The sequence below is a fragment of the Bacillus sp. KICET-1 genome, assembly GCF_027721405.1.
Classification (GTDB): Bacteria; Bacillota; Bacilli; order Bacillales; family Bacillaceae; genus Bacillus; species Bacillus velezensis.
Genome location: NZ_CP113515.1, coordinates 3,307,228 through 3,330,220, shown reverse-complemented (window position 1 = coordinate 3,330,220; position 22,993 = coordinate 3,307,228). Strand labels below are relative to the sequence as shown.

General features: G+C 46.4%; 23 protein-coding genes. All 23 read left to right on the top strand.

Translation table 11 applies throughout. From position 1 onward, the window contains the following. Positions 1-11: 11 nt before the first annotated feature. The 23 genes from acpP to xerC all read left to right on the top strand — a co-directional run bounded on the left by acpP (position 12) and on the right by xerC (position 22,983). Complete coding sequence (gene acpP, locus OVA33_RS16780) at positions 12-245, top strand: acyl carrier protein (protein WP_003154310.1); 234 nt, start codon at positions 12-14, stop codon at positions 243-245. A gap of 138 nt (positions 246-383) precedes the next feature. Beyond that, positions 384-1,133 carry a ribonuclease III gene (rncS, locus tag OVA33_RS16775; RefSeq protein WP_014417754.1) on the top strand — a complete coding sequence of 250 codons (750 nt, stop codon included), beginning with the start codon at positions 384-386 and terminating at the stop codon, positions 1,131-1,133. 101 nt (positions 1,134-1,234) lie between these two features. Then, positions 1,235-4,795, top strand: a complete 3,561-nt coding sequence (gene smc / locus OVA33_RS16770) for a chromosome segregation protein SMC (protein WP_071181760.1) — start codon at positions 1,235-1,237, stop codon at positions 4,793-4,795. A gap of 19 nt (positions 4,796-4,814) precedes the next feature. Continuing rightward, complete coding sequence (gene ftsY / locus OVA33_RS16765) at positions 4,815-5,804, top strand: signal recognition particle-docking protein FtsY (protein WP_003154301.1); 990 nt, start codon at positions 4,815-4,817, stop codon at positions 5,802-5,804. Positions 5,805-5,887: 83 nt separating this feature from the next. After that, positions 5,888-6,658, top strand: coding sequence for a phosphotransferase family protein (locus tag OVA33_RS16760; protein ID WP_128974072.1), 771 nt, complete (start codon positions 5,888-5,890; stop codon positions 6,656-6,658). Between the two features lie 121 nt (positions 6,659-6,779). Beyond that, positions 6,780-7,112, top strand: a complete 333-nt coding sequence (locus OVA33_RS16755; protein WP_003154299.1) for a putative DNA-binding protein — start codon at positions 6,780-6,782, stop codon at positions 7,110-7,112. 13 nt (positions 7,113-7,125) lie between these two features. Beyond that, entirely contained in the window at positions 7,126-8,466 is a 1,341-nt protein-coding gene (gene ffh / locus OVA33_RS16750; protein WP_007409763.1) for a signal recognition particle protein, read from the top strand. A 105-nt stretch (positions 8,467-8,571) separates the two neighbouring features. Continuing rightward, on the top strand, positions 8,572-8,844 hold the full coding sequence (rpsP, locus tag OVA33_RS16745) for a 30S ribosomal protein S16 (protein WP_003154296.1): 273 nt from the start codon (positions 8,572-8,574) through the stop codon (positions 8,842-8,844). Then, positions 8,844-9,089 carry a KH domain-containing protein gene (locus OVA33_RS16740; RefSeq protein WP_007611392.1) on the top strand — a complete coding sequence of 82 codons (246 nt, stop codon included), beginning with the start codon at positions 8,844-8,846 and terminating at the stop codon, positions 9,087-9,089. Before rpsP ends, OVA33_RS16740 begins: the two co-directional genes overlap by 1 nt. 90 nt (positions 9,090-9,179) lie before the next feature. Next, on the top strand, positions 9,180-9,566 hold the full coding sequence (locus OVA33_RS16735) for a YlqD family protein (RefSeq protein ID WP_110085556.1): 387 nt from the start codon (positions 9,180-9,182) through the stop codon (positions 9,564-9,566). 4 nt (positions 9,567-9,570) lie between these two features. Continuing rightward, positions 9,571-10,095: a ribosome maturation factor RimM gene (rimM, locus tag OVA33_RS16730; protein ID WP_072176999.1), complete on the top strand. Its 525-nt coding sequence runs from the start codon at positions 9,571-9,573 to the stop codon at positions 10,093-10,095. Further along, a complete protein-coding gene (trmD, locus tag OVA33_RS16725) occupies positions 10,092-10,823 on the top strand; it encodes a tRNA (guanosine(37)-N1)-methyltransferase TrmD (RefSeq protein WP_022553353.1) in 732 nt (243 codons plus the stop codon). Before rimM ends, trmD begins: the two co-directional genes overlap by 4 nt. Positions 10,824-10,963: 140 nt before the next feature. Then, positions 10,964-11,311, top strand: coding sequence for a 50S ribosomal protein L19 (rplS, locus tag OVA33_RS16720; RefSeq protein ID WP_003154288.1), 348 nt, complete (start codon positions 10,964-10,966; stop codon positions 11,309-11,311). Positions 11,312-11,453: 142 nt separating this feature from the next. Next, the gene (gene ylqF / locus OVA33_RS16715) at positions 11,454-12,302 is read left to right on the top strand and encodes a ribosome biogenesis GTPase YlqF (RefSeq protein ID WP_007611396.1); all 849 of its coding nucleotides are present in this window, start codon (positions 11,454-11,456) and stop codon (positions 12,300-12,302) included. Between the two features lie 72 nt (positions 12,303-12,374). Continuing rightward, a complete protein-coding gene (locus OVA33_RS16710; protein WP_104843361.1) occupies positions 12,375-13,142 on the top strand; it encodes a ribonuclease HII in 768 nt (255 codons plus the stop codon). A 16-nt stretch (positions 13,143-13,158) separates the two neighbouring features. Then, on the top strand, positions 13,159-14,862 hold the full coding sequence (locus tag OVA33_RS16705) for a glycosyl transferase (RefSeq protein ID WP_110085557.1): 1,704 nt from the start codon (positions 13,159-13,161) through the stop codon (positions 14,860-14,862). Then, complete coding sequence (locus OVA33_RS16700) at positions 14,859-15,140, top strand: FlhB-like flagellar biosynthesis protein (RefSeq protein WP_014417762.1); 282 nt, start codon at positions 14,859-14,861, stop codon at positions 15,138-15,140. Before OVA33_RS16705 ends, OVA33_RS16700 begins: the two co-directional genes overlap by 4 nt. A 174-nt stretch (positions 15,141-15,314) precedes the next feature. Beyond that, on the top strand, positions 15,315-16,472 hold the full coding sequence (gene sucC / locus OVA33_RS16695; protein ID WP_003154283.1) for an ADP-forming succinate--CoA ligase subunit beta: 1,158 nt from the start codon (positions 15,315-15,317) through the stop codon (positions 16,470-16,472). Between the two features lie 28 nt (positions 16,473-16,500). Further along, positions 16,501-17,403 carry a succinate--CoA ligase subunit alpha gene (gene sucD, locus OVA33_RS16690; protein WP_014417763.1) on the top strand — a complete coding sequence of 301 codons (903 nt, stop codon included), beginning with the start codon at positions 16,501-16,503 and terminating at the stop codon, positions 17,401-17,403. Between the two features lie 64 nt (positions 17,404-17,467). Then, complete coding sequence (gene dprA / locus OVA33_RS16685; RefSeq protein ID WP_017417773.1) at positions 17,468-18,367, top strand: DNA-processing protein DprA; 900 nt, start codon at positions 17,468-17,470, stop codon at positions 18,365-18,367. Positions 18,368-18,548: 181 nt separating this feature from the next. Next, positions 18,549-20,624 carry a type I DNA topoisomerase gene (topA, locus tag OVA33_RS16680; protein WP_025649465.1) on the top strand — a complete coding sequence of 692 codons (2,076 nt, stop codon included), beginning with the start codon at positions 18,549-18,551 and terminating at the stop codon, positions 20,622-20,624. Between the two features lie 64 nt (positions 20,625-20,688). Then, positions 20,689-21,996, top strand: coding sequence for an FADH(2)-oxidizing methylenetetrahydrofolate--tRNA-(uracil(54)-C(5))-methyltransferase TrmFO (gene trmFO, locus OVA33_RS16675; RefSeq protein WP_012117550.1), 1,308 nt, complete (start codon positions 20,689-20,691; stop codon positions 21,994-21,996). Positions 21,997-22,065: 69 nt separating this feature from the next. After that, the gene (gene xerC, locus OVA33_RS16670; protein ID WP_007409774.1) at positions 22,066-22,983 is read left to right on the top strand and encodes a tyrosine recombinase XerC; all 918 of its coding nucleotides are present in this window, start codon (positions 22,066-22,068) and stop codon (positions 22,981-22,983) included. Positions 22,984-22,993 lie beyond the last annotated feature (10 nt).

Below are 22,993 nucleotides of genomic sequence, written 5' to 3'. Positions count from 1 at the left end.
GGTGAATTGCTATGGCAGATACATTAGAGCGTGTAACGAAAATCATCGTAGACCGCCTTGGCGTTGATGAAGCTGACGTCAAACTTGAAGCTTCTTTCAAGGAAGACTTAGGTGCTGATTCCCTAGATGTAGTTGAGCTTGTTATGGAACTTGAAGACGAGTTTGATATGGAGATTTCTGACGAAGATGCTGAAAAGATTGCAACAGTCGGCGACGCTGTGAACTACATACAAAACCAGCAATAAGCTGATGCTAAAAGTCCCGCCTGACAGCGGGGCTTTAGCCCTTTAATCGTTCGGTTACCGGCGTCTGACGCTGTACGCGCTGCCGATTCCGTTTACGGCGGGGAGCGCGGTGAACCTGATGTGCCTATGGAGGTTACTATGTCAAAACACTCACATTTTAAAGATAAAAAAAAGTTCTATAAAAAAATAGAGCAATTTAAAGAGTTCCAAGAACGGATTTCGGTTCATTTTCAAAACGAGAAACTTTTGTATCAAGCATTTACACATTCATCTTATGTGAATGAGCATCGGAAAAAGCCGTATGAAGACAATGAAAGGCTTGAATTTTTAGGTGACGCTGTTTTGGAACTGACGATCTCCCAATTCTTATTTGCCAAATATCCGGCCATGAGTGAAGGAGATTTGACGAAGCTGAGAGCCGCTATCGTATGCGAGCCGTCACTCGTCTCACTTGCCCATGAATTGTCATTCGGCGATCTTGTTCTCTTGGGAAAAGGAGAAGAAATGACGGGCGGCAGAAAGCGTCCTGCGCTTTTAGCGGATGTGTTTGAAGCGTTTATCGGCGCACTGTATCTGGATCAGGGCCTTGAGCCGGTTCAGCAATTCCTGAAAGTGTACGTGTTCCCTAAAATAAACGATGGTGCTTTTTCTCATGTGATGGATTTCAAAAGCCAGCTTCAAGAATTTGTACAGCGGGACGGAAAAGGATCGCTTGAGTACAAAATTCTCAATGAAAAAGGGCCTGCCCACAACCGGGAATTCGAGGCGCTTGTCTCTCTTAAAGGTGAGGCGCTCGGTATCGGGAACGGACGTTCCAAAAAAGAAGCCGAGCAGCATGCGGCACAGGAAGCTCTTGCAAAAATGCAAAAACATCATACGAAACAATAAAATCCCCCTGTTTCCCTAGGGGGATTTCAGTATGTCTGCGCCTGATATAAGCGGGTGATTATGATAATATTGAGATACTTATACGATAAGGAGGATCTGGGATGTTCCTCAAACGTTTAGACGTTATAGGATTTAAATCATTTGCAGAACGGATATCCGTTGACTTTGTAAAAGGCGTCACGGCCGTTGTCGGTCCGAACGGCAGCGGAAAGAGCAACATTACCGAAGCCATCCGCTGGGTGCTCGGCGAACAATCAGCCCGCTCGCTTCGGGGCGGAAAAATGGAAGATATCATTTTTGCTGGAAGTGATTCGCGCAAGCGGCTGAACCTTGCCGAAGTTACGTTAACGCTTGATAATGAAGATCATTTTCTCCCGATCGATTATCACGAAGTCAGCGTGACGAGACGGGTGTACCGCTCCGGAGAAAGTGAATTTCTCATCAACAATCAGCAGTGCCGCCTGAAAGACATCATTGACTTATTTATGGACTCCGGGCTCGGGAAAGAAGCATTCTCTATTATCAGCCAGGGGAAAGTCGAAGAGATTCTCAGCAGCAAAGCGGAAGACCGCCGCAGTATTTTTGAAGAAGCGGCCGGCGTGCTGAAATATAAAACAAGAAAGAAAAAAGCGGAAAACAAACTGTTTGAGACGCAGGATAACTTAAACAGGGTGGAAGATATTCTCCACGAGCTTGAAGATCAGGTCGAACCGCTGAAAATCCAGGCATCAATCGCCAAAGACTACTTAGAAAAAAAGAAAGAGCTTGAACATGTCGAAATCGCCCTTACCGCCTTTGACATCGAAGAACTGCATGGCAGATGGTCGGGTTTAAAAGAAAAGGTGCAGGCGGCAAAAGAAGAAGAATTGGCGGAATCATCGGCTCTGTCCGCAAAAGAAGCGATGATAGAAGAGACGAGAGATAAAATCCACGCGCTTGATGAATCCGTCAACGAACTGCAGCAGGTTCTGCTCGTGACAAGTGAAGAGCTGGAAAAGCTGGAAGGCCGGAAAGAAGTGCTGAAAGAGCGCAAAAAAAACGCCGCGCAAAACCGGGAACAGCTTGAGGAATCCGTTACACATTACACGAACAAAGAAGCCGAACTGAAAGCGGACATTGAAAAACAGTCTGCCGTCTATGATAAACTTCGTGCGGAAGTGAAGCGGTTAAACGCCCAGGTGAAAGAAAAGCAGCAGGCTCTCAGTCTGCATAATGAAAATGTAGAAGACAAAATCGAACAATTAAAAAGCGATTACTTTGAATTGTTAAACAGTCAGGCGTCGATTCGCAACGAGCTGCAGCTTTTAGATGACCAGATGTCCCAATCTGCGGTCCAGCAGGCGAGACTGACAGCAAACAATGAAAAATACCTTGAAGAACGTAACGATATTGCAGTCCGCAAAGTGGCGTGCGAAGAAGAATTGGCCGCCGTTGAAGAGGATATTCACAATCAGGTCGTCCGCTTTCGTGAAGTCCAGACAGCATATGAACAGAAAAAACGCCAATATGAAAAGAAAGAATCTGCGCTGTATCAGGCATATCAATTCGTCCAGCAGGCCAGATCCAAAAAAGATATGCTTGAAACGATGCAAGGCGATTTTTCAGGATTTTACCAAGGCGTAAAAGAAGTGCTGAAACAGAAAGAGCAGCTTGGCGGCATCCGCGGCGCCGTTCTCGAACTGATTGCCACCGAACAAAAATATGAAACGGCGATCGAGATTGCACTCGGCGCAGCGGCGCAGCACGTTGTCACAGACGATGAGCAGGCGGCGCGGAAAGCGATTCAATATTTAAAACAGAATTCCTTCGGCCGCGCGACGTTCCTGCCGCTTACGGTTATGAAACCGCGCCAGCTCCAAACCCGTGATGAACAGACGGCTCAGAAGCATCCGTCTTTCCTCGGCACAGCGAGCGGGCTTGTCACATATGATGCGGCATATCGGAATGTTATTCAAAACCTTCTCGGCACCGTGCTGATCACTGAAGATTTAAAAGGCGCGAATGAACTGGCCAAGCTTCTCGGGCACCGCTACCGCATCGTGACGCTTGAGGGCGATGTCGTCAATCCAGGCGGATCAATGACAGGCGGCGCGGTCAAAAAGAAAAACAATTCTCTGCTCGGCAGAAGCCGTGAGCTTGAGACGGTGACTGCGCGGCTTGCCGAAATGGAAGAAAAAACAGCTCTGCTCGAAAAAGAGGTCAAAACGCTGAAGCAGGCCATTCAAGAGCTTGAACATACGCTGAGCGGTCTCCGTGAAGACGGTGAAGCTTTCAGAACAAAGCAGCAGGATGTAAAAGGCAGGCTGTATGAACTTGAAGTCGCTGAAAAGAACATCAATACCCATCTGGAGCTTTACGATCAGGAGAAAGCATCACTGACGGAAAGCAGCCGGGAAAAAGAGACGCGCAAATCAGCTCTGGAAGAACAGCTGAGTGAGGCATCCGGCCAGCTGAAAGAGCTTGAGGAAGAGATGGAAAGGCTGACAAAACAAAAGCAGACCCTATCCTCAACAAAAGAAACGCTCTCTCATGAACTGACGGAATGTAAAGTGGCCGCTGCGAAAAAAGAACAGGCGTGCTCGAGTGAAGAAGACAACCTCAAAAGGCTGAAAAAAGAGCTTGAGGAAACGCAGCTCGCTCTGAAAGAAACACGGGAAGATTTAAGCCTCCTGACCTCAGAAATGACGTCCAGCACAAGCGGTGAGGAGCAGCTTGAAGAAGCAGCCCATCATAAGCTTCACGATAAAACGAGAACAATCGAATTGATCGCCAGCCGGCGCGACCAGCGTGTGAAGCTTCAGAGGGCGCTTGATACGAACGAACTTGAGCTGAAAGAGATGAAGCGTCTCTACAAGCAAAAAACAGAAATTCTGAAAGATGAAGAGGTAAAACTCGGCCGGATGGAAGTTGAGCTTGATAATCTCTTGCAGTATTTACGCGAGGAATACAGCTTATCCTTTGAAGGGGCTAAAGAACAATATCAGCTTGAAATCGAGCCTGAAGAGGCGAGAAAACGGGTCAAACTGATCAAGCTCTCAATTGAAGAGCTCGGAACGGTCAATCTCGGCAGCATCGATGAATTTGAAAGAGTAAACGAACGGTACCAGTTTTTAACAGAGCAGAAAAATGACCTGACGGAAGCGAAAAACACACTGTTTCAAGTCATTGAAGAAATGGATTCTGAAATGACGAAGCGTTTCCATGAAACGTTTATCCAGATCCGTTCTCAATTCAACGACGTGTTCCGTTCTTTATTCGGAGGAGGGCGGGCTGAACTGAAGCTGACTGATCCGAATGATCTTCTTAACTCCGGGGTGGACATTATCGCGCAGCCTCCGGGCAAAAAACTGCAAAACTTAAATCTTTTGTCAGGGGGAGAACGGGCGCTGACTGCCATTGCCCTTTTATTCTCCATTCTGAAAGTAAGGCCCGTGCCGTTTTGCGTCCTTGATGAAGTGGAAGCTGCGCTTGATGAAGCCAATGTATTCAGGTTTGCGCAATATTTAAAAAAATACAGCAGCGACAGCCAGTTTATCGTCATCACCCACAGAAAAGGCACCATGGAAGAAGCGGATGTCCTCTACGGTGTAACGATGCAGGAATCCGGCGTTTCCCGAATGGTTTCGGTCAAACTGGAAGAAACAAAAGAATTCGTTCAGTAACGAGGAAAGAGGTTGAAAGATGAGCTTTTTTAAAAAATTAAAAGAGAAAATCACGAAACAGACAGACTCCGTCTCTGAAAAATTTAAAGATGGTCTTGAAAAAACAAGAAATTCCTTCTCGAATAAAGTGAACGAACTCGTCTCCCGCTACCGGAAAGTCGACGAGGATTTCTTCGAGGAGCTTGAGGAAGTGCTGATTGGCGCTGACGTCGGTTTTACAACCGTCATGGAGCTGATTGATGAGCTCAAAAAAGAAGTGAAGCTGAAAAACATCCAGGATCCTCAGGAAGTGCAGTCCGTCATTTCTGAAAAGCTTGTCGACATTTATAACAGCGGCGACGAACAGATTTCTGAATTAAATATTCAGGACGGGCGCCTGAACGTTATTCTGCTTGTCGGGGTAAACGGCGTCGGAAAAACGACAACGATCGGAAAACTTGCCCATAAGCTGAAGAATGAAGGCAAATCCGTTGTGCTCGCTGCCGGAGACACCTTCAGAGCCGGGGCGATTGAACAGCTTGAAGTGTGGGGGGAGCGTACAGGCGTGCCTGTCATTAAGCAGGCTGCCGGAAGCGACCCTGCGGCGGTTATTTATGATGCCGTACACGCGGCTAAAGCAAGAGGAGCGGATGTGCTGATTTGTGATACGGCCGGCCGCCTTCAGAATAAAGTAAACTTAATGAAAGAGCTTGAAAAAGTCAAACGCGTCATCGAACGCGAAGTGCCTGAGGCTCCGCATGAGGTTCTCCTTGCGCTGGACGCGACGACAGGCCAGAATGCGATGGCGCAGGCGAAAGAATTCTCCAAAGCGACGAATGTGACGGGTATCGCGTTAACGAAGCTTGACGGCACCGCAAAAGGCGGTATCGTCCTGGCGATCCGCAATGAGCTTCACATCCCCGTGAAACTGGTCGGCCTCGGAGAAAAGGTTGACGATCTCCAGCGATTTGATGCAGAATCTTACGTATACGGTCTCTTTTCTGATTTAGTTGAAAAAGCCGAGGATTAATGAATAAAAAACGAGTATAAAATGGACGGTTTTATACTCGTTTTTTTATACGCATTGATAGATCGGAATGGAGGGGGCAATTGTTGGACAAATGGCTGAAAGCTGAATTGGAAAGTAAGATCGGCGCGATAAACCATATGTCGCTGTTGGGTGAACAGGGAGGCACTTCAACCGTTCGAAAAATAGTGACCGGTCAAGACGCATTTCTGCTGAAAAGTTCTTTTCAACAGAAGTATCGGGAATGGTTAATGAGAGAAGCCTTCGTTTTACAAAAACTGACGGAAACTCGTCGTCTGCCTGTTCCTGTTTATTATGGGATGATACAGGAACAGCATGCCAGCCATATCATCATGTCATTTGAGGATGGAATCACCCTGACTTCGGCTTTAAGAAAAGCAAAAGGGGATACTGAAAAGAAAAAGCTGATCAAAAGTTTCGGCCGGTTTCTGCAACGGCTGCATGAAACCGAAATGGTCTCTGGTTTACAGCCGGAAACAGACTGGCTCGATCTGCAAATCAAACGAGCCGGGGAATATGTCAAAAAAAGGCAGGCTGAAGGAAGTGCAGAGCTTTTGAAGGAATTGGACAGGTACAGGCCTGTTCCTGTTCAGCAGACAATGATTCACGGTGACTGCACGACTGATAATGTGCTGGTGAAAGACGGAGAGGTCTATCTGTTTATCGATGCTGCGGGAATATCGGCGGGAGATCCGCGATATGATGAATCATTAGCGATCAGTCATTTTGTCACAAATGAAGCATACCTCAATGCTTTTTACGAAGGCTATTGCCGCTACCGTGTATCAAAACAAGAATTCGAGTATTTTAACGACGGTCTATATGAATTTTTTTGAAAAAACTTATGATGTAAAAAGAGCATCATGCTTTGACAAGATAAAAACTTGACACACGCTCTGAAACCATGTAAACTAAGTTTTTGTAAAGGGATTTGACTTAACAAAGGGGAGAGCTCAAATGTCGCTCGAAAAAACGACGAGAATGAACTATTTATTTGACTTCTATCAGTCGTTGCTGACGTCAAAACAAAAGAGCTATATGTCGCTTTATTATCTGGACGATTTCTCCCTTGGTGAAATAGCCGAAGAGTATGACGTTTCAAGGCAAGCCGTTTACGATAACATCAAACGGACTGAAGCGATGCTTGAACAATATGAAGAAAAACTGCTCCTTTTTAAAAAGTTTCAGGAGCGTAAAGAAATGTTTACAAAGCTGAAAGAGCTTGCTTCCGGGTTGCAGGAAGAGGAAAAAATGACGGCTCTGATTGAAGCGCTTGAGAAATTAGATTAGGAGGCGGCAAACAATGGCATTTGAAGGATTAGCCGACCGACTGCAAAAGACGATTTCAAAAATCCGCGGAAAAGGAAAAGTCAGCGAACAAGACGTAAAAGAGATGATGCGTGAAGTTCGTCTTGCGCTTCTTGAGGCTGACGTTAACTTTAAAGTCGTAAAGGATTTTGTGAAAAAAGTAAGTGAACGGGCTGTCGGACAGGACGTCATGCAGAGTCTGACACCCGGTCAGCAGGTTATTAAAGTCGTAAAAGAAGAGCTTACCGAGCTGATGGGCGGCGAAGAAAGCAAAATTGCCGTCGCCAAACGCCCGCCGACCGTTATTATGATGGTCGGGCTCCAAGGTGCCGGTAAAACGACAACCACGGGGAAGCTTGCCAACCTGCTGCGCAAAAAACATAACCGCAAACCGCTGCTCGTGGCTGCGGATATTTATCGCCCCGCCGCGATTAAACAGCTGGAAACCCTGGGGAAACAGCTTGATATGCCGGTCTTTTCGCTTGGCGATCAGGTCAGCCCGGTGGAAATTGCCAGACAGGCGATTGAAAAAGCGAAGGAAGAGCATCATGATTATGTGATTTTAGATACCGCCGGACGACTGCATATCGATCATGAACTGATGGATGAGCTCTCCGGCGTAAAGGAAGTCGCAAATCCTGAGGAAATTTTCCTTGTCGTCGACTCAATGACCGGTCAGGATGCGGTAAACGTCGCCAAAAGCTTTAATGACCAGCTCGGTTTAACGGGTGTCATTTTAACAAAGCTTGACGGGGATACCCGCGGAGGTGCGGCGCTTTCTATCCGCGCGGTCACCGAAACGCCGATTAAATTCGCCGGAATGGGAGAAAAGCTCGATGCTCTTGAAGCGTTCCATCCTGAACGGATGGCATCCCGGATTCTCGGAATGGGTGACGTGCTGACGCTGATTGAAAAAGCTCAGGCGACCGTTGATGAAGACAAAGCCAAAGAGCTTGAGCAGAAAATGAGAACGATGAGCTTCACATTGGATGATTTTCTGGAGCAGCTCGGCCAGGTCCGAAACATGGGGCCTCTTGACGAACTGCTGCAAATGATGCCCGGCGCAGGCAAAATGAAAGGCTTAAAAAACATCCAAGTCGATGAAAAACAGCTGAATCATGTGGAAGCGATCATTAAATCAATGACTGTTCTTGAAAAAGAACAGCCGGATATCATTAACGCCAGCCGGCGGAAGCGGATTGCCAAAGGAAGCGGAACATCCGTTCAGGAAGTCAACCGTCTTTTAAAGCAGTTTGAGGAAATGAAAAAAATGATGAAGCAGATGACCAACATGACAAAAGGGAAGAAAAAAGGCTTTAAATTACCTTTTATGTAATCGGTTATACATGATAAAACCGTTGTTAAGAAAAAACACTTTACAAACACTTTTATCATTGTTAATATACTATCTTGTTGAAATATTTTCGGAGGTGCTAGTAAAATGGCAGTAAAAATTCGTTTAAAACGTATGGGAGCAAAAAAATCTCCTTTCTATCGTATTGTTGTAGCAGATTCTCGTTCACCGCGTGACGGCCGTTTCATCGAAACAGTCGGCACATACAACCCGGTTGCAAAGCCGGCTGAAGTGAAAATCAACGAAGAGCTTGCTCTTAAATGGCTTCAAACAGGAGCTAAACCTTCTGATACAGTCCGCAACTTGTTCTCAAGCCAAGGAATTATGGAAAAATTCCACAACGCTAAACAAGGCAAGTAATGACTGATCAGAACTTGGAAGATTTGATTGTCAGCATTGTGGCTCCGCTTGTCGACCATCCGGAAGACATAACGGTCACAAAGGAAGAGACTGATCAAAAGATTGCGCTGCGCTTATCTGTCAATAAGTCAGATACCGGTAAGATTATCGGAAAGCAAGGCCGGACTGCAAGAGCGATTCGAACCGTCGTTTTTGCAGCTGGCGCACAGTCTTCTAAGAAAGTTCAATTTGAAATATTTGACTGAAAAAGGGAGAGGGCCGGCACCTCCCCTTTTTTTACACGTAAAAAAGGCAAATGAACAGAAATATGTTGGAAGAGTGGGGAGTCTGGTCCTATGCAGATTATTCACAGGGTAACCGTTATGCAGGTTCTGACCGAGCAAAGTAAGGAAAAGCTTTTGGCCTCTTTTGTAGAAAAAAAGCAAACGCTTGAACGAGAATGCAGCCAGCTCTATTTTCAGCTTAGAAAACATGAAAAAGATCAGCAGAATCCCGATGTAGCGGAATCTTTTAAAAAAGCCATTGAAAAAAGACAAGACAAAATCAAAATGATCGATTTCCAAATAAGCCAGACAGAGTCGCTCCCGCTTGGAAGCGAAGTGAAGGAAAAGGAGATCGATGCGCTGCTTTCAATCAACGTCGGTGATAACTGGCATGAAAAAACAGCGGCAAATACCATCGTCATAAAAGACGGGGTAGTAATTGAAATCCGCCCGAGGTGATAATATGACAAACAGATGGTTTAATGTAGGCAAAATTGTAAATACCCACGGCATTAAAGGCGAAGTGCGGGTCATTTCTAAAACGGACTTTGCCGAAGAACGGTACAAGCCCGGCAATACGCTTTATTTGTTTGCGGAAGGGGCTGCGGAGCCTGTCAAAGTAACGGTCAGCGCCCACAGGCTTCACAAGCAGTTTCACCTGCTGCAATTCAAAGAAATGCCGAGTCTCAATGAAGTCGAGCACCTGAGAAACATGGTGATCAAAGTCCCTGAAGAAGACTTGGGAGAGCTTGAAGAAGATGAATTTTATTTTCATGAAATCATCGGCTGCGAGGTTGTGTCAGAAGACGGGGAACTGATCGGCACAGTGAAGGAAATCCTGACGCCCGGGGCTAATGACGTATGGGTGGTTGCAAGAAAAGGCAAAAAAGATGCGCTCATTCCGTATATTGCTTCTGTGGTAAAGGATATTAATATAAATGAGAAGAAAATTAAGATTCATGTAATGGAAGGGTTAATAGACGAATGAAAATCGACTTTTTAACACTGTTTCCCGAAATGTTTCAAGGGGTGCTCGGCTCATCCATTCTGCAAAAAGCACAGGAAAAAGAGGCTGTCCGTTTTGACGTCATCAATTTCCGGGCTTTTTCGGATAATAAACACCAAACGGTTGATGATTACCCGTACGGCGGGGGAGCCGGGATGGTGTTAAAGCCGCAGCCCGTATTTGATGCGGTTGAAAAGCTGACAGCCGGTACGGACGCCAAGCCGCGCATTATTCTCGTCTGCCCGCAAGGTGAGCGTTATACGCAGAAGAAAGCCGAGGAGCTGGCGGAAGAGGAACATCTCATGTTTATTTGCGGACATTATGAAGGGTATGATGAACGGATCCGGGAACATCTTGTCACTGATGAAATCTCCATCGGGGATTTTGTGCTGACCGGGGGAGAGCTCCCTGCCATGATGATCGCCGACAGCGTTGTCAGGCTTTTGCCGGGCGTTCTCGGAAAAGAAGCATCCCACGTGGAGGATTCCTTCAGCACGGGGCTTTTAGAGCATCCGCACTATACGAGGCCTGCAGATTATAGAGGCTTAAAAGTGCCTGAGACCCTTCTGTCGGGCAACCATGCCAAAATACAAGAATGGCGCAATAAAGAATCAATCAGAAGAACCTTTTTAAGACGTCCGGATCTTCTTGAAAACTATCCTCTCACTGATGAGCAAAGAAAATGGATTTCCGAGTGGGAAAACGAATAGATTCTATTGCGCAGGCGATGAAGGTATGATAAGATACTACTTGTGGCTTAAGGAGGCTTATCCTTCAGAAGCTTGAAAACGATGTTCCGCTGTGCCTTGCAGTTGTGGCCAAGAGCATCTGTTGGAAGGAGTTGAAAACGATGCAAAAACTAATTCAAGATATCACAAAAGAACAGCTTCGCACTGATCTTCCTGCGTTCCGTCCTGGTGACACTTTACGTGTACACGTAAAAGTTGTTGAGGGTAACCGTGAGCGTATCCAGATCTTCGAAGGTGTTGTGATCAAGCGTCGTGGTGGTGGAATCAGCGAAACGTTCACAGTTCGTAAGATTTCTTACGGTGTTGGCGTTGAACGTACATTCCCTGTACACACACCAAAAATCGCGAAAATCGAAGTTGTACGTTACGGTAAAGTACGTCGCGCTAAGCTTTACTACCTGCGTGAACTTCGCGGAAAAGCGGCTCGTATTAAAGAAATCAGACGATAATGATAACGAACGAAAAGAGCTTGTTACCCGTAACAGGCTCTTTTTTTATATGAAATTTGTAAAAGCGGAACAAGCAACGTAAAATACATAAGAGATCATCGGAACATCCGGTTCCGGTAAATAAGGCAGGTGTCGAAGTCACATGACCATTCAATGGTTCCCGGGCCATATGGCTAAAGCGAGACGGGAAGTAACAGAAAAACTGAAATTAATTGATATCGTATACGAATTGGTGGATGCGAGAATCCCGATGTCATCGAGAAATCCGATGATTGAGGAGATTTTAAAAAATAAGCCGCGCATTATGCTTTTAAATAAAGCCGATAAGGCGGATGCGGCTGTGACTGCCCAGTGGAAGGACCACTTTCAGGAACAGGGCATTCCCTCTCTTTCAATAAACTCCGTTAACGGGCAGGGACTGCATCAAATCGTGCCGTCCTCGAAAGAGCTGCTGAAGGATAAGTTCGATAAAATGAAAGCAAAAGGCATTAGGCCGAGAGCAATCCGCGCATTAATCATCGGCATTCCGAATGTCGGCAAGTCTACGCTCATTAACCGGCTGGCCAAAAAAAACATTGCCAAGACGGGAGACAGGCCCGGCATTACCACTTCACAGCAGTGGGTAAAGGTAGGCAAGGAATTAGAGCTGCTCGATACACCGGGAATTTTATGGCCTAAGTTTGAAGATGAGCTTGTCGGCTTGCGCCTGGCGATCACCGGGGCGATTAAAGATACGATTATCAACCTGCAGGATGTGGCTGTTTTCGGGCTGCGCTTTCTGGAAGAGCATTATCCCGACCGTTTGAAGGAGCGCTACGGACTTCAGGAAATCCCTGAGGATATCGCCGCTCTTTTCGACGCGATCGGTGAAAAACGCGGCTGTTTGATGGGCGGCGGAATGGTTGACTATGATAAAACAACGGAAGTCATCATTCGGGACATCCGGACGGAAAAATTCGGCAGGCTTTCATTTGAAACACCATCAGAATAAAGACGCGCAGCGATGCGGGTCTTTATTTTTTCCGCAGAATACCGATATACATAATGTAAGGGAGAAGAGAACGTGAATACATTAACCGTAAAAAGCGTAAAAGAACGCCTGCAAGAGGTCAGGGACGAAAGCGACCCCTTCCTTGCCCAATGTGAGAAAGACCCGAGAAAAAGCGTACAGACGCTTTTAGAGCAATGGCTGAAAAAGCACGCGAAGGAAAAAGCTCTTAAAGAGCAATGGCTGAACATGACGGCATACGAAAGACAGTCATCCAAAAAGGGCTTCCGCCTGATTGCGGGTGTTGACGAAGCCGGAAGAGGGCCGCTTGCCGGACCGGTTGTCGCCGGCGCCGTCATTTTGCCGGCAGAATGCGAGATTCTCGGTCTCACGGACTCGAAGAAATTGTCGGAAAAGAAGCTCGGGGAGTATTACAGCCGGATCACGGAAGAAGCGGCGGCTGTAGGAGTCGGCATTGTCCATGCGGACGTTATTGACCGGATCAACATTTATGAGGCCGCGAGACTGGCGATGGTAAAAGCCGTCAATGCTTTAACGGAAACACCTGATTATCTGCTTGTTGATGCCATGACCCTTCCGCTTGACATTCCGCAGTCATCAGTTATAAAAGGGGATGCCAAAAGCGTGTCAATTGCCGCCGGAGCCTGCATAGCAAAAGTAACGCGGGACCGTCTCATGGCTGAGTACGCCAAAACCTACCCCATGTACGGCTTTGAAAAAAATAAAGGCTACGGAACGAAAGAACATCTTGAAGCTCTTCAGGCATACGGACCGACAACTATTCACCGAAAAACGTTCGCTCCCGTTCAATCTTATTGTTAGAAAAGAGGCTTAAGACATGAACATTAGCGGCGAAATCCAAGCGGCTTTCAGACAGCTGACGGCGGAAATCCCTCCGGACCGGCAGGACGGCGGTAAAGACAGCGGCGCTCAAAGGCTGCTGTTAGGGAAGGTTCTCCGTTTGCTGGACGATCAAAGCGCTCTTATCCAGATCGGCGGCCGGACGATGCAGGGAAAGCTTGAAACCGCCCTCCGACCGCAGGCGTATTACTGGTTTTCTTATGACAAACAGCCGGCGGAAAAAACGGGCCGGCTTCATGTCATCGACCAATTCGAAGGAAGCCCGAAAACCGTTCAGGAAGCAGCGGGTAGACTGTTAAACGCTCTTTCCGTCAAACCGGGCCCTGTGTCTCTGCAGATTGCCGAAACGTTTATGCAGCAGAAGCTGCCGATGACGGAAAACAGCCTCAAAGCCTGCATCCGCTGGGCTGAATCGCTTCCGGCCGCCGAATTGAAAAAAGCGGCGGAAACAATCGTATTTGCGCTGAAACGGGAACTGCCCGCACATCCGGAAGTCTTGTCAGCCATTCATGCCGTTAAATATCCGGTTCCGACCCGTCGCCTCCTCTCAGGACTGCTTCAGGCAATCAATCAGGCTCCGCAATCGGCAAAAGAGCTGTCTGTGCTCAAAGAGGCGGTTTCTGACGTATTAAACGCGGAAACGGATCTTCATGCAGAACGTCTCTTGAAGAAGCTTGCCGAGGCTGCACGCATGCCGATCCCAGAAACCGGGCTGATGGATGAAGAAGAACGGACGGAATCCAAACAATCACCATTTGTCCGAGAGACTCGTGAAAACGGAAAGGCAGTCTCAAGCCAACCTTCTCCTCCGAGTGCGCGGACAGATCCGGAACTTCCTGAAAAAACGGCAAAACAGATTATAGAGAAATTAATGACATCGGCAGAAAAAACTGAAAACCGCCCCGTAAAAGTAACGGCGGAGATCATTAAGGCTTTCATTTCTCAAGAAAAAACATTTAAAACAGCACCTGTTCTTCAAAAAGCACATCTGACAGAACAGGAGGCGGCTGTTTTCGAAAAAGCCGTTCAGCTCACCGAATTGAAATATGCGGAAAAACATGATGTATTAAGCCTTTTGCAGAAAATCAAAAAAGGATTGGGCACGCGTGATGAATTATCATTCATTACAGCGCTTGAAAAAGGCGTATCTCTTCAGCCGGAGAAACAAGCGCTGAAAACCGCCCTCCAAGCTGTCCGGACGCTTCAAGAAGCGCCCCAATCCGTTAAACAAGAGGCGGAACCGCTTATTCATAAATTAAACGGCCAGCTGTTTATTGAGCAGCATAACCCTTCTTTTACGCAGATGGTGCTGTCATTTCCGCTGGGAGCGTCCGCGTATGAGAATGACATCACAGTTCTCTTTAAAGGACGGAAGAAGCCGGACGGAAAACTCGATCCGTCACATTGCAGGCTCCTGTTTTTGCTGCATCTTGAAACACTGCAAGAAACCGTTGTGGACTGCATCATTCAGCAAAATGTAATGACTATTACGGTTGAGACTGATTTTGAGCTTCAGGCGGCCATCGACCCTCTCGTACCGGCTTTAAAAGAAGCCGTAAAAGAAACGGGCTTCAGCCTGTCAGGCGTCACGGCTAAAAAACGGCGCCCGAAAGACCAGAGCGCTCTTGTGGAAGAGTTTATAGAAAAAGACGGCGGAAGAAAAGTGGATGTGAAAATATGAAAGAGCAAACGCCGTTAAGAAGAGCTGTCGCCCTGCATTACGACCGGCAGAAAGACCAAGTCCCGAAGGTTGTCGCAACAGGCAGGGGGCACGTGGCGGAAAATATTATAAAAGAAGCTGAGAAGGCTGGGGTCCCCATTCAGGAAGACAGAACCCTTGTCGAATTAATGCGCCATTTGACGGTTGACGATCAGATACCGGAGGCGCTTTATGAAACCGTTGCCGAAATTTTTTCATTTGTTTACAGACTGGACGAAACCCTGAAAAACGAAAAATAAGGACCATTCATTTCCCGGACTCCGTTTAAATTTATATTTTCAATAAAATAAAAGTTAGAATGTTTGGAAGGATATAAAGATTTTGTTTTGAACCCTAGACAATTCTTCCAGTATTATATAGAATGAAAGCGCAGTCTATTTTTAGTTTTGCTACATAAGTTAGGAGGATGGGAAATGAATATCCATGAGTACCAGGGAAAAGAAGTCCTCAGAAAATACGGGGTGTCTGTTCCTGAAGGTAAAGTGGCTTTTACAGCAGAGGAAGCAGTTGAAAAAGCAGAGAGCCTGTCAAGCTCGGTTTATGTCGTAAAGGCGCAAATCCATGCTGGCGGCCGCGGCAAAGCTGGTGGGGTAAAGATTGCAAAAACAAAAGATGAAGTGAAAGAGTATGCCGAAGAACTGTTAGGCAAGACGCTCGTCACACATCAAACGGGTCCGGACGGACAAGTAATAAAACGCTTACTTATTGAAGAAGGCTGCGATATTAAAAAGGAATACTATGTCGGGCTTGTACTTGACCGCGCTACTTCAAGAATCGTTTTAATGGCGTCTGAAGAAGGCGGAACGGAGATTGAAGAAGTAGCGGAAAAAACACCTGAAAAAATTAAAAAAGCGGTAATTGATCCGGCTGTCGGCCTTCAGGGCTATCAGGCAAGGGAAATTGCATTCGCAATTAACATCCCGAAAGAGCTTGTCGGCAAAGCCGCTAAATTTATGCTCGGTTTATACAAAGCATTTGTTGAGAAGGACTGCTCCATCGCCGAGATCAACCCTCTCGTCGTTACGGGGGACGGAAACGTCATGGCGCTGGATGCTAAGCTGAACTTCGACAGCAATGCGTTATACAGACAAAAAGACATTATGGAATACAGAGATTTAGATGAAGAAGATCCGAAAGAAATCGAAGCGTCAAAATACGATTTAAGCTACATTTCCCTTGATGGAAATATCGGCTGTATGGTAAACGGCGCGGGTCTTGCAATGTCTACAATGGATATCATTAAACACTACGGCGGAGAACCTGCAAACTTCCTTGATGTCGGGGGCGGCGCAACCGCAGAAAAAGTTACGGAAGCTTTTAAAATCATTCTTTCCGATCAAAACGTAAAAGGAATTTTCGTTAATATTTTCGGAGGCATCATGAAGTGTGATGTCATCGCCGAGGGCGTTGTTGAAGCGACGAGACAAGTCGGATTGACATTGCCGCTGGTCGTGCGCCTTGAAGGGACAAACGTAGATTTAGGAAAGAAAATCCTGAATGAATCAGGCTTAAACATCACATCTGCGGAATCAATGGCAGACGGCGCACAGAAAATCGTATCCTTAGTTTAGGAAAGAATGAAAGGCAGGGGACCAGATAATGAGTGTTTTTATCAATAAAGATACAAGAGTTATTGTACAGGGGATTACAGGTTCTACCGCTTTATTTCATACAAAGCAGATGCTGGAATACGGCACGAATATCGTTGGCGGTGTAACACCTGGAAAAGGCGGAACGGAAGCGGAAGGCGTACCGGTATTCAATACGGTCGCAGAAGCGGTTCATACAACGGGCGCTGATGCGTCAGTTATTTACGTGCCGGCTCCGTTTGCGGCGGACGCAATTATGGAAGCGGTTGACGCGGAAATTGATCTTGTCATTTGTATCACTGAGCACATTCCGGTTTTGGACATGGTGAAGGTGAAGCGCTTTATGGAAGGCAAGAAAACGAGATTAATAGGGCCGAACTGCCCGGGTGTTATTACACCTGAAGAATGCAAGATCGGCATTATGCCGGGATACATTCATAAAAGGGGCCATGTAGGCGTTGTATCCCGTTCAGGAACATTGACATACGAGGCCGTCCATCAGCTTTCAGAAGCCGGCGTAGGCCAATCTACCGCTGTAGGGATCGGCGGCGATCCGGTCAACGGCACGAACTTTATTGACGTGTTAAAAGCGTTCAATGAAGATCCTGAAACACATGCCGTCATCATGATCGGAGAAATCGGCGGCACAGCTGAAGAAGAAGCGGCTGAGTGGGTGAAAGCGAACATGACGAAGCCTGTTGTCGGCTTTATCGGCGGTAAAACCGCGCCTCCGGGAAAACGCATGGGCCACGCGGGCGCCATCATCTCCGGAGGAAAAGGCACGGCAGAAGAAAAAGTCAAAACGATGAACGCCTGCGGAATTGAAGTCGCGGAAACCCCTTCTGTAATGGGTGAAACGTTGATTAAGGTGTTAAAAGAAAAAGGCTTATTTGAAACGTGCAAAACGCACTGATCGAAGCAGGGGCAGCCGTAACGGCTGTTCCTGTTTTTGCTGAAAAAAGAGGAGGTTGCCAGATTTGGATCAAGCATCGCGCTGTTTAATGGTCTGCAGTATTAATCAAATCATTTCCCCGTCTCTTCTATTAAAATGGTGGAAAGCTGATCACTCTCTGTCTTTTTTACCGGATCCGCATCCATTAACTGCTTTATCAGAAGGGAAAACAGTGCCCGAAGCAATTTTTCGGGAAATAGAGCGCAAGGATCCGGAACTTGATGAAGTTCTGTCCGATTACCGCCGCAAAGGCATTACTGTCATTCCGATTTCATCAACCCGCTATCCAACATGGCTTAAAGCGATTTATGATCCGCCGGCTGTCTTGTATGCAAAAGGGAACACGCCGCTTCTTGAAAAAGGGAGAAAACTCGGGATTGTAGGAACGCGGAAACCGACAGAAGACGGAATAAAAGCGGCTGGGCATCTTTCCGCCGAACTCTCAAAAAAAGGCTGGGTCATTGTAAGCGGGCTTGCATCCGGTATAGACGGATTGTCTCATAAGGCGAGCATCAGGGCAAAAGGGCTTACGATCGGCGTGATAGCCGGCGGATTCCATCACATCTATCCCCGGGAAAATCTCCTGTTAGCAGAATACATGGCTGAACACCATCTCCTACTCTCAGAACATCCTCCTGAAACAAAGCCGAAAAAATGGCATTTTCCGATGAGAAACCGCATAATCAGCGGACTAAGTGAAGGAATTGTGGTCGTGCAGGGAAAAGAAAAAAGCGGTTCATTAATCACAGCTTACCAGGCCCTCGATCAAGGCAGAGAGGTATTTGCCGTTCCGGGTTCCATATTTAATCCATATTCCGGAGGACCTATAAAACTCATTCAAGAAGGGGCGAAAGCTGTATTATGCGCAGAGGATATTGACGGAGAGCTGACCGCCCGATGCGTTCAGTATACGGAACCCTTTTGAAATATCGTTTGACAAACGGTATTGTAATATTTAATAATAGTGAGGATTTAAAGTTGCATATTATTTTCATGTATAAAATGACGTTCATCATAAAGAATGAAATGTTGAAAGCCATAAAAAGGCAGCTCTAAAATGAATTGATACTTGAAAAGAGAGAGAACACCTCTTGAGGGGGATGAAAATGTCTGATTATCTAGTCATCGTGGAATCGCCGGCAAAGGCGAAAACGATTGAACGTTATTTAGGGAAGAAATATAAAGTCAAAGCTTCAATGGGACATGTCCGGGATCTTCCGAAAAGTCAAATGGGAGTTGACATCGAACAGAACTTTGAACCGAAATATATTACGATCCGCGGAAAAGGCCCTGTTTTAAAAGAATTAAAAACAGCGGCAAAGAAAGCAAAAAAAGTCTATCTCGCGGCCGACCCCGACAGAGAAGGGGAAGCGATTGCATGGCATCTCGCACACAGTCTTGATCTGGATCTCAGCTCGGACTGCCGGGTCGTCTTTAATGAAATAACGAAAGACGCCATTAAAGAATCATTTAAACATCCGCGCATGATTAACATGGATCTTGTCGATGCGCAGCAGGCGCGCCGCATACTAGACAGACTCGTCGGATACAAAATCAGCCCGATTCTTTGGAAAAAAGTAAAAAAAGGCCTCAGTGCGGGCCGTGTGCAATCCGTTGCGCTCCGGCTGATCATCGACCGGGAAAAGGAAATCAATGACTTTAAACCTGAAGAGTACTGGACGATTACCGGCTCATTTTTAAAGGGAAAAGAGACGTTTGAAGCCGGATTTTTCGGGAAAAACGGCAAAAAGCTTCCTTTAAAAAGCGAAGAAGACGTAAAAGCCGTCCTTGCTCAGCTGAAAGGCAATAAGTATACAGTTGACAAGGTGACGAAAAAAGAGCGCAAACGAAATCCCGCTCTGCCGTTTACAACGTCCACTCTGCAGCAGGAGGCTGCCAGGAAGCTGAATTTCAGAGCGAAGAAAACGATGATGATCGCTCAGCAATTATATGAAGGAATTGATCTCGGCAAAGAAGGGACAGTCGGACTCATCACATATATGAGAACGGACTCAACGCGGATTTCCAATACAGCCGTTGAAGAGGCGTCAGCTTTTATTGATCAGGCATACGGAAAAGAGTACTTAGCGGGAAAACGGAAACCGGCAAAGAAAAATGAAAACGCTCAAGATGCCCACGAAGCGATCCGCCCGACTTCAGTGCTCAGAAAACCAGCCGACTTAAAAGCGGTGCTTGGAAGAGACCAGCTCAGACTATACAAGCTGATTTGGGAGCGCTTTGTTGCAAGCCAGATGGCGCCTGCCGTCCTTGATACGATGAGCGTCGATCTCAGCAATAACGGATTGACATTCCGGGCAAACGGAAGTAAAGTCAAATTCGCCGGCTTCATGAAAGTCTATGTAGAGGGTAAAGACGATCAGCTGGAAGAAAAAGACCGCATGCTTCCGGACCTTAAAGAGGGAGACACGGTTTTATCAAAAGATATTGAGCCTGAGCAGCACTTTACTCAGCCGCCTCCGCGTTATACAGAGGCGCGCCTGGTTAAAACGCTTGAAGAACTGGGGATCGGCCGTCCTTCGACATATGCGCCGACTCTTGACACCATCCAGCGCCGCGGTTACGTGGGATTAGACAATAAACGGTTTGTGCCGACTGAGCTTGGGCAGATCGTGCTGGATCTTATCATGGAGTTTTTCCCGGAAATCATCAACGTTGAATTCACGGCTAAAATGGAAAGAGACCTTGACCATGTTGAAGATGGCCAGACAGAATGGGTTCAAATCATTGACAGCTTCTATACCGATTTCGAAAAACGCGTGAAAAAAGCGGAAGCTGAAATGAAAGAAGTGGAAATTGAACCTGAATACGCAGATGAAGATTGTGAATTATGCGGCTCCCGGATGGTTTATAAAATGGGCCGATACGGTAAATTTATGGCGTGTTCCAACTTCCCTGACTGCCGGAATACAAAACCGATTGTCAAACAAATCGGCGTAAAATGTCCGAAGTGCCATGAAGGAAACATTGTCGAACGAAAATCAAAAAAGAAACGCGTCTTTTACGGCTGTGACCGTTATCCTGAATGCGACTTCGTATCTTGGGACAAACCGATTGAACGAAAATGCCCGAAATGTGAAAATATGCTCGTAGAGAAAAAGCTTAAAAAAGGCATACAAGTCCAATGCGTCGAATGCGATTATAAGGAAGAACCACAGAAGTAGCGGTGAGCAGAGCCTTGCTCACCTTCTTTGTGTGGAAGGGACAAACAACAGGAGATGAAAAGAAATGAACCAGCAAACAGTTAATGTAATCGGAGCAGGCCTTGCCGGAAGTGAAGCGGCATGGCAGCTTGCAAAACGAGGAATTCAAGTAAAACTATACGAAATGCGGCCCGTCAGGCAGACGGCAGCCCATCATACTGATAAATTCGCTGAACTGGTATGCAGCAACTCCCTCCGTTCAAATACACTCGCCAATGCGGTAGGCGTATTAAAAGAAGAAATGCGGGCGCTTGACTCGGCAATCATTCAATCTGCTGATAAATGCTCGGTTCCGGCAGGGGGAGCGCTTGCCGTTGACCGCCATGAATTTGCGCAAAGCGTGACGGATCTCGTGAAAAACCATCCGAACGTAACGGTTCTTACTGAGGAAGTAACAGAGATTCCGGAAGGCCCGACGGTTATCGCGACCGGACCGCTTACGTCAGAATCGCTTTCACAGCAGCTGAAAGAGCTCACGGGAGAAGAGTATCTGTATTTTTATGACGCGGCGGCGCCGATTGTCGAAAAAGACAGCCTTGATATGGAGAAAGTGTACTTAAAATCCCGTTATGACAAGGGAGAAGCGGCGTACTTAAACTGCCCGATGACAGAGGAAGAGTTCGACCGTTTCTATGAAGCATTGACGACGGCTGAGACGGTACCTTTAAAAGAATTCGAAAAAGAAATCTTCTTTGAAGGCTGCATGCCGATTGAAGTCATGGCGAAAAGAGGCAAGAAAACAATGCTGTTCGGACCGATGAAACCGGTCGGACTGGAAGATCCGAAAACAGGCAAGCGCCCTTATGCAGTCGTTCAGCTCAGACAGGATGACGCGGCGGGTACGCTTTATAATATTGTAGGTTTTCAGACACATTTAAAATGGGGAGACCAAAAAGAAGTGCTTAAACTGATCCCCGGCCTTGAAAATGTTGATATCGTCAGATACGGCGTCATGCACAGAAACACATTTATCAACTCGCCGAGCCTTTTGAACCCGACATATCAATTTAAACAGCGGAACGATCTGTTTTTCGCGGGCCAAATGACCGGTGTAGAGGGTTATGTTGAATCTGCCGCTTCAGGTCTTGTAGCGGGAATCAATGCCGCCAAACTTGTGCTCGGTCAGGATCTTGTGACATTCCCGCAGGAGACGGCGATCGGAAGCATGGCTCACTACATTACGACGACAAATCAGAAGAACTTCCAGCCGATGAATGCAAACTTCGGCCTCTTAAAAGAATTGCCTGTAAAAATTAAAAACAAAAAAGAACGAAATGAAGAATACGCTAAACGCGCAATTGAGACTATTCAAACTATTTCGAAAACGATATAGCTTTTCATTGCAACTTCGATGCATTATATGATACCATTTAAAAGCCCTTCGGAGAGGGAGGTCTTCATAATGACTGAGAATGTTAACTTTTTTTTAAAGTTATTCGTTGAATATTTACAAATTGAAAAAAATTATTCACAATATACTATTGTGAATTATGTTAATTCGATTGAAGAATTTGGGATGTTTCTGCATGCTCAAAATATAAATGGAATGAAAGAAGCTGCATATCATGATGTGAGAATATTTTTGACAGAGGCTTATGAAAAAGGCCTGTCAAGAAAAACAATCAGCAAGAAAATTTCAGCTTTGAGAAGCTTCTATAAATTTTTAATGAGGGAAAAGCTTGTTGAAGAGAATCCGTTTCAGCTTGTTCATCTGCCGAAACAAGAGAAACGGATTCCGAAGTTTCTTTATGAAAAAGAACTTGAGGAACTATTCGCTGTTTCAGACAGAAGTCAGCCGTCAGGGATGCGCGATCAGGCCCTGCTTGAGCTTCTTTATGCGACCGGAATGAGGGTCAGTGAGTGCTGTACGCTTACTGTCGGCGATCTTGACCTGTTCATGGATACGGTGCTCGTTCACGGGAAAGGCAAGAAGCAGCGCTATATCCCGTTCGGCTCATATGCCCGTGATGCGCTGGAGCTGTATATCAACAGCGGAAGGCAGTGCCTGCTTGAAAAAGCAAAAGAGCCTCATGATGTGCTGTTTGTCAATCAAAGAGGCGGCCCGCTGACCGCCAGAGGAATCCGGTATATTTTAAGCGGGCTTGTAAAAAAAGCATCCGGCACTTTACATATACACCCGCATATGCTTCGGCACACGTTTGCGACTCATCTGCTGAATGAAGGGGCTGATTTAAGAAGCGTCCAGGAGCTTTTGGGCCATTCCAATCTGTCTTCTACGCAGATATACACGCATGTATCGAAGGAAATGCTGAGAAACACATATATGTCCCACCACCCGAGAGCTTTTAAAGAAAATTAAAAGGAGGCCC

Bases quoted from the DNA above. Each gene is read 5' to 3' on its own strand.
- acpP (WP_003154310.1), top strand. From the start codon at position 12: ATGGCAGATACATTAGAGCGTGTAACGAAAATCATCGTAGACCGCCTT.
- rimM (WP_072176999.1), top strand. From the start codon at position 9,571: ATGACAAACAGATGGTTTAATGTAGGCAAAATTGTAAATACCCACGGC.
- sucD (WP_014417763.1), top strand. From the start codon at position 16,501: ATGAGTGTTTTTATCAATAAAGATACAAGAGTTATTGTACAGGGGATT.
- rplS (WP_003154288.1), top strand. From the start codon at position 10,964: ATGCAAAAACTAATTCAAGATATCACAAAAGAACAGCTTCGCACTGAT.
- topA (WP_025649465.1), top strand. From the start codon at position 18,549: ATGTCTGATTATCTAGTCATCGTGGAATCGCCGGCAAAGGCGAAAACG.
- xerC (WP_007409774.1), top strand. From the start codon at position 22,066: ATGACTGAGAATGTTAACTTTTTTTTAAAGTTATTCGTTGAATATTTA.
- OVA33_RS16700 (WP_014417762.1), top strand. From the start codon at position 14,859: ATGAAAGAGCAAACGCCGTTAAGAAGAGCTGTCGCCCTGCATTACGAC.
- OVA33_RS16705 (WP_110085557.1), top strand. From the start codon at position 13,159: ATGAACATTAGCGGCGAAATCCAAGCGGCTTTCAGACAGCTGACGGCG.
- OVA33_RS16755 (WP_003154299.1), top strand. From the start codon at position 6,780: ATGTCGCTCGAAAAAACGACGAGAATGAACTATTTATTTGACTTCTAT.
- rpsP (WP_003154296.1), top strand. From the start codon at position 8,572: ATGGCAGTAAAAATTCGTTTAAAACGTATGGGAGCAAAAAAATCTCCT.
- ftsY (WP_003154301.1), top strand. From the start codon at position 4,815: ATGAGCTTTTTTAAAAAATTAAAAGAGAAAATCACGAAACAGACAGAC.
- OVA33_RS16740 (WP_007611392.1), top strand. From the start codon at position 8,844: ATGACTGATCAGAACTTGGAAGATTTGATTGTCAGCATTGTGGCTCCG.
- ffh (WP_007409763.1), top strand. From the start codon at position 7,126: ATGGCATTTGAAGGATTAGCCGACCGACTGCAAAAGACGATTTCAAAA.
- smc (WP_071181760.1), top strand. From the start codon at position 1,235: ATGTTCCTCAAACGTTTAGACGTTATAGGATTTAAATCATTTGCAGAA.
- sucC (WP_003154283.1), top strand. From the start codon at position 15,315: ATGAATATCCATGAGTACCAGGGAAAAGAAGTCCTCAGAAAATACGGG.
- trmFO (WP_012117550.1), top strand. From the start codon at position 20,689: ATGAACCAGCAAACAGTTAATGTAATCGGAGCAGGCCTTGCCGGAAGT.
- trmD (WP_022553353.1), top strand. From the start codon at position 10,092: ATGAAAATCGACTTTTTAACACTGTTTCCCGAAATGTTTCAAGGGGTG.
- ylqF (WP_007611396.1), top strand. From the start codon at position 11,454: ATGACCATTCAATGGTTCCCGGGCCATATGGCTAAAGCGAGACGGGAA.
- OVA33_RS16735 (WP_110085556.1), top strand. From the start codon at position 9,180: ATGCAGATTATTCACAGGGTAACCGTTATGCAGGTTCTGACCGAGCAA.
- rncS (WP_014417754.1), top strand. From the start codon at position 384: ATGTCAAAACACTCACATTTTAAAGATAAAAAAAAGTTCTATAAAAAA.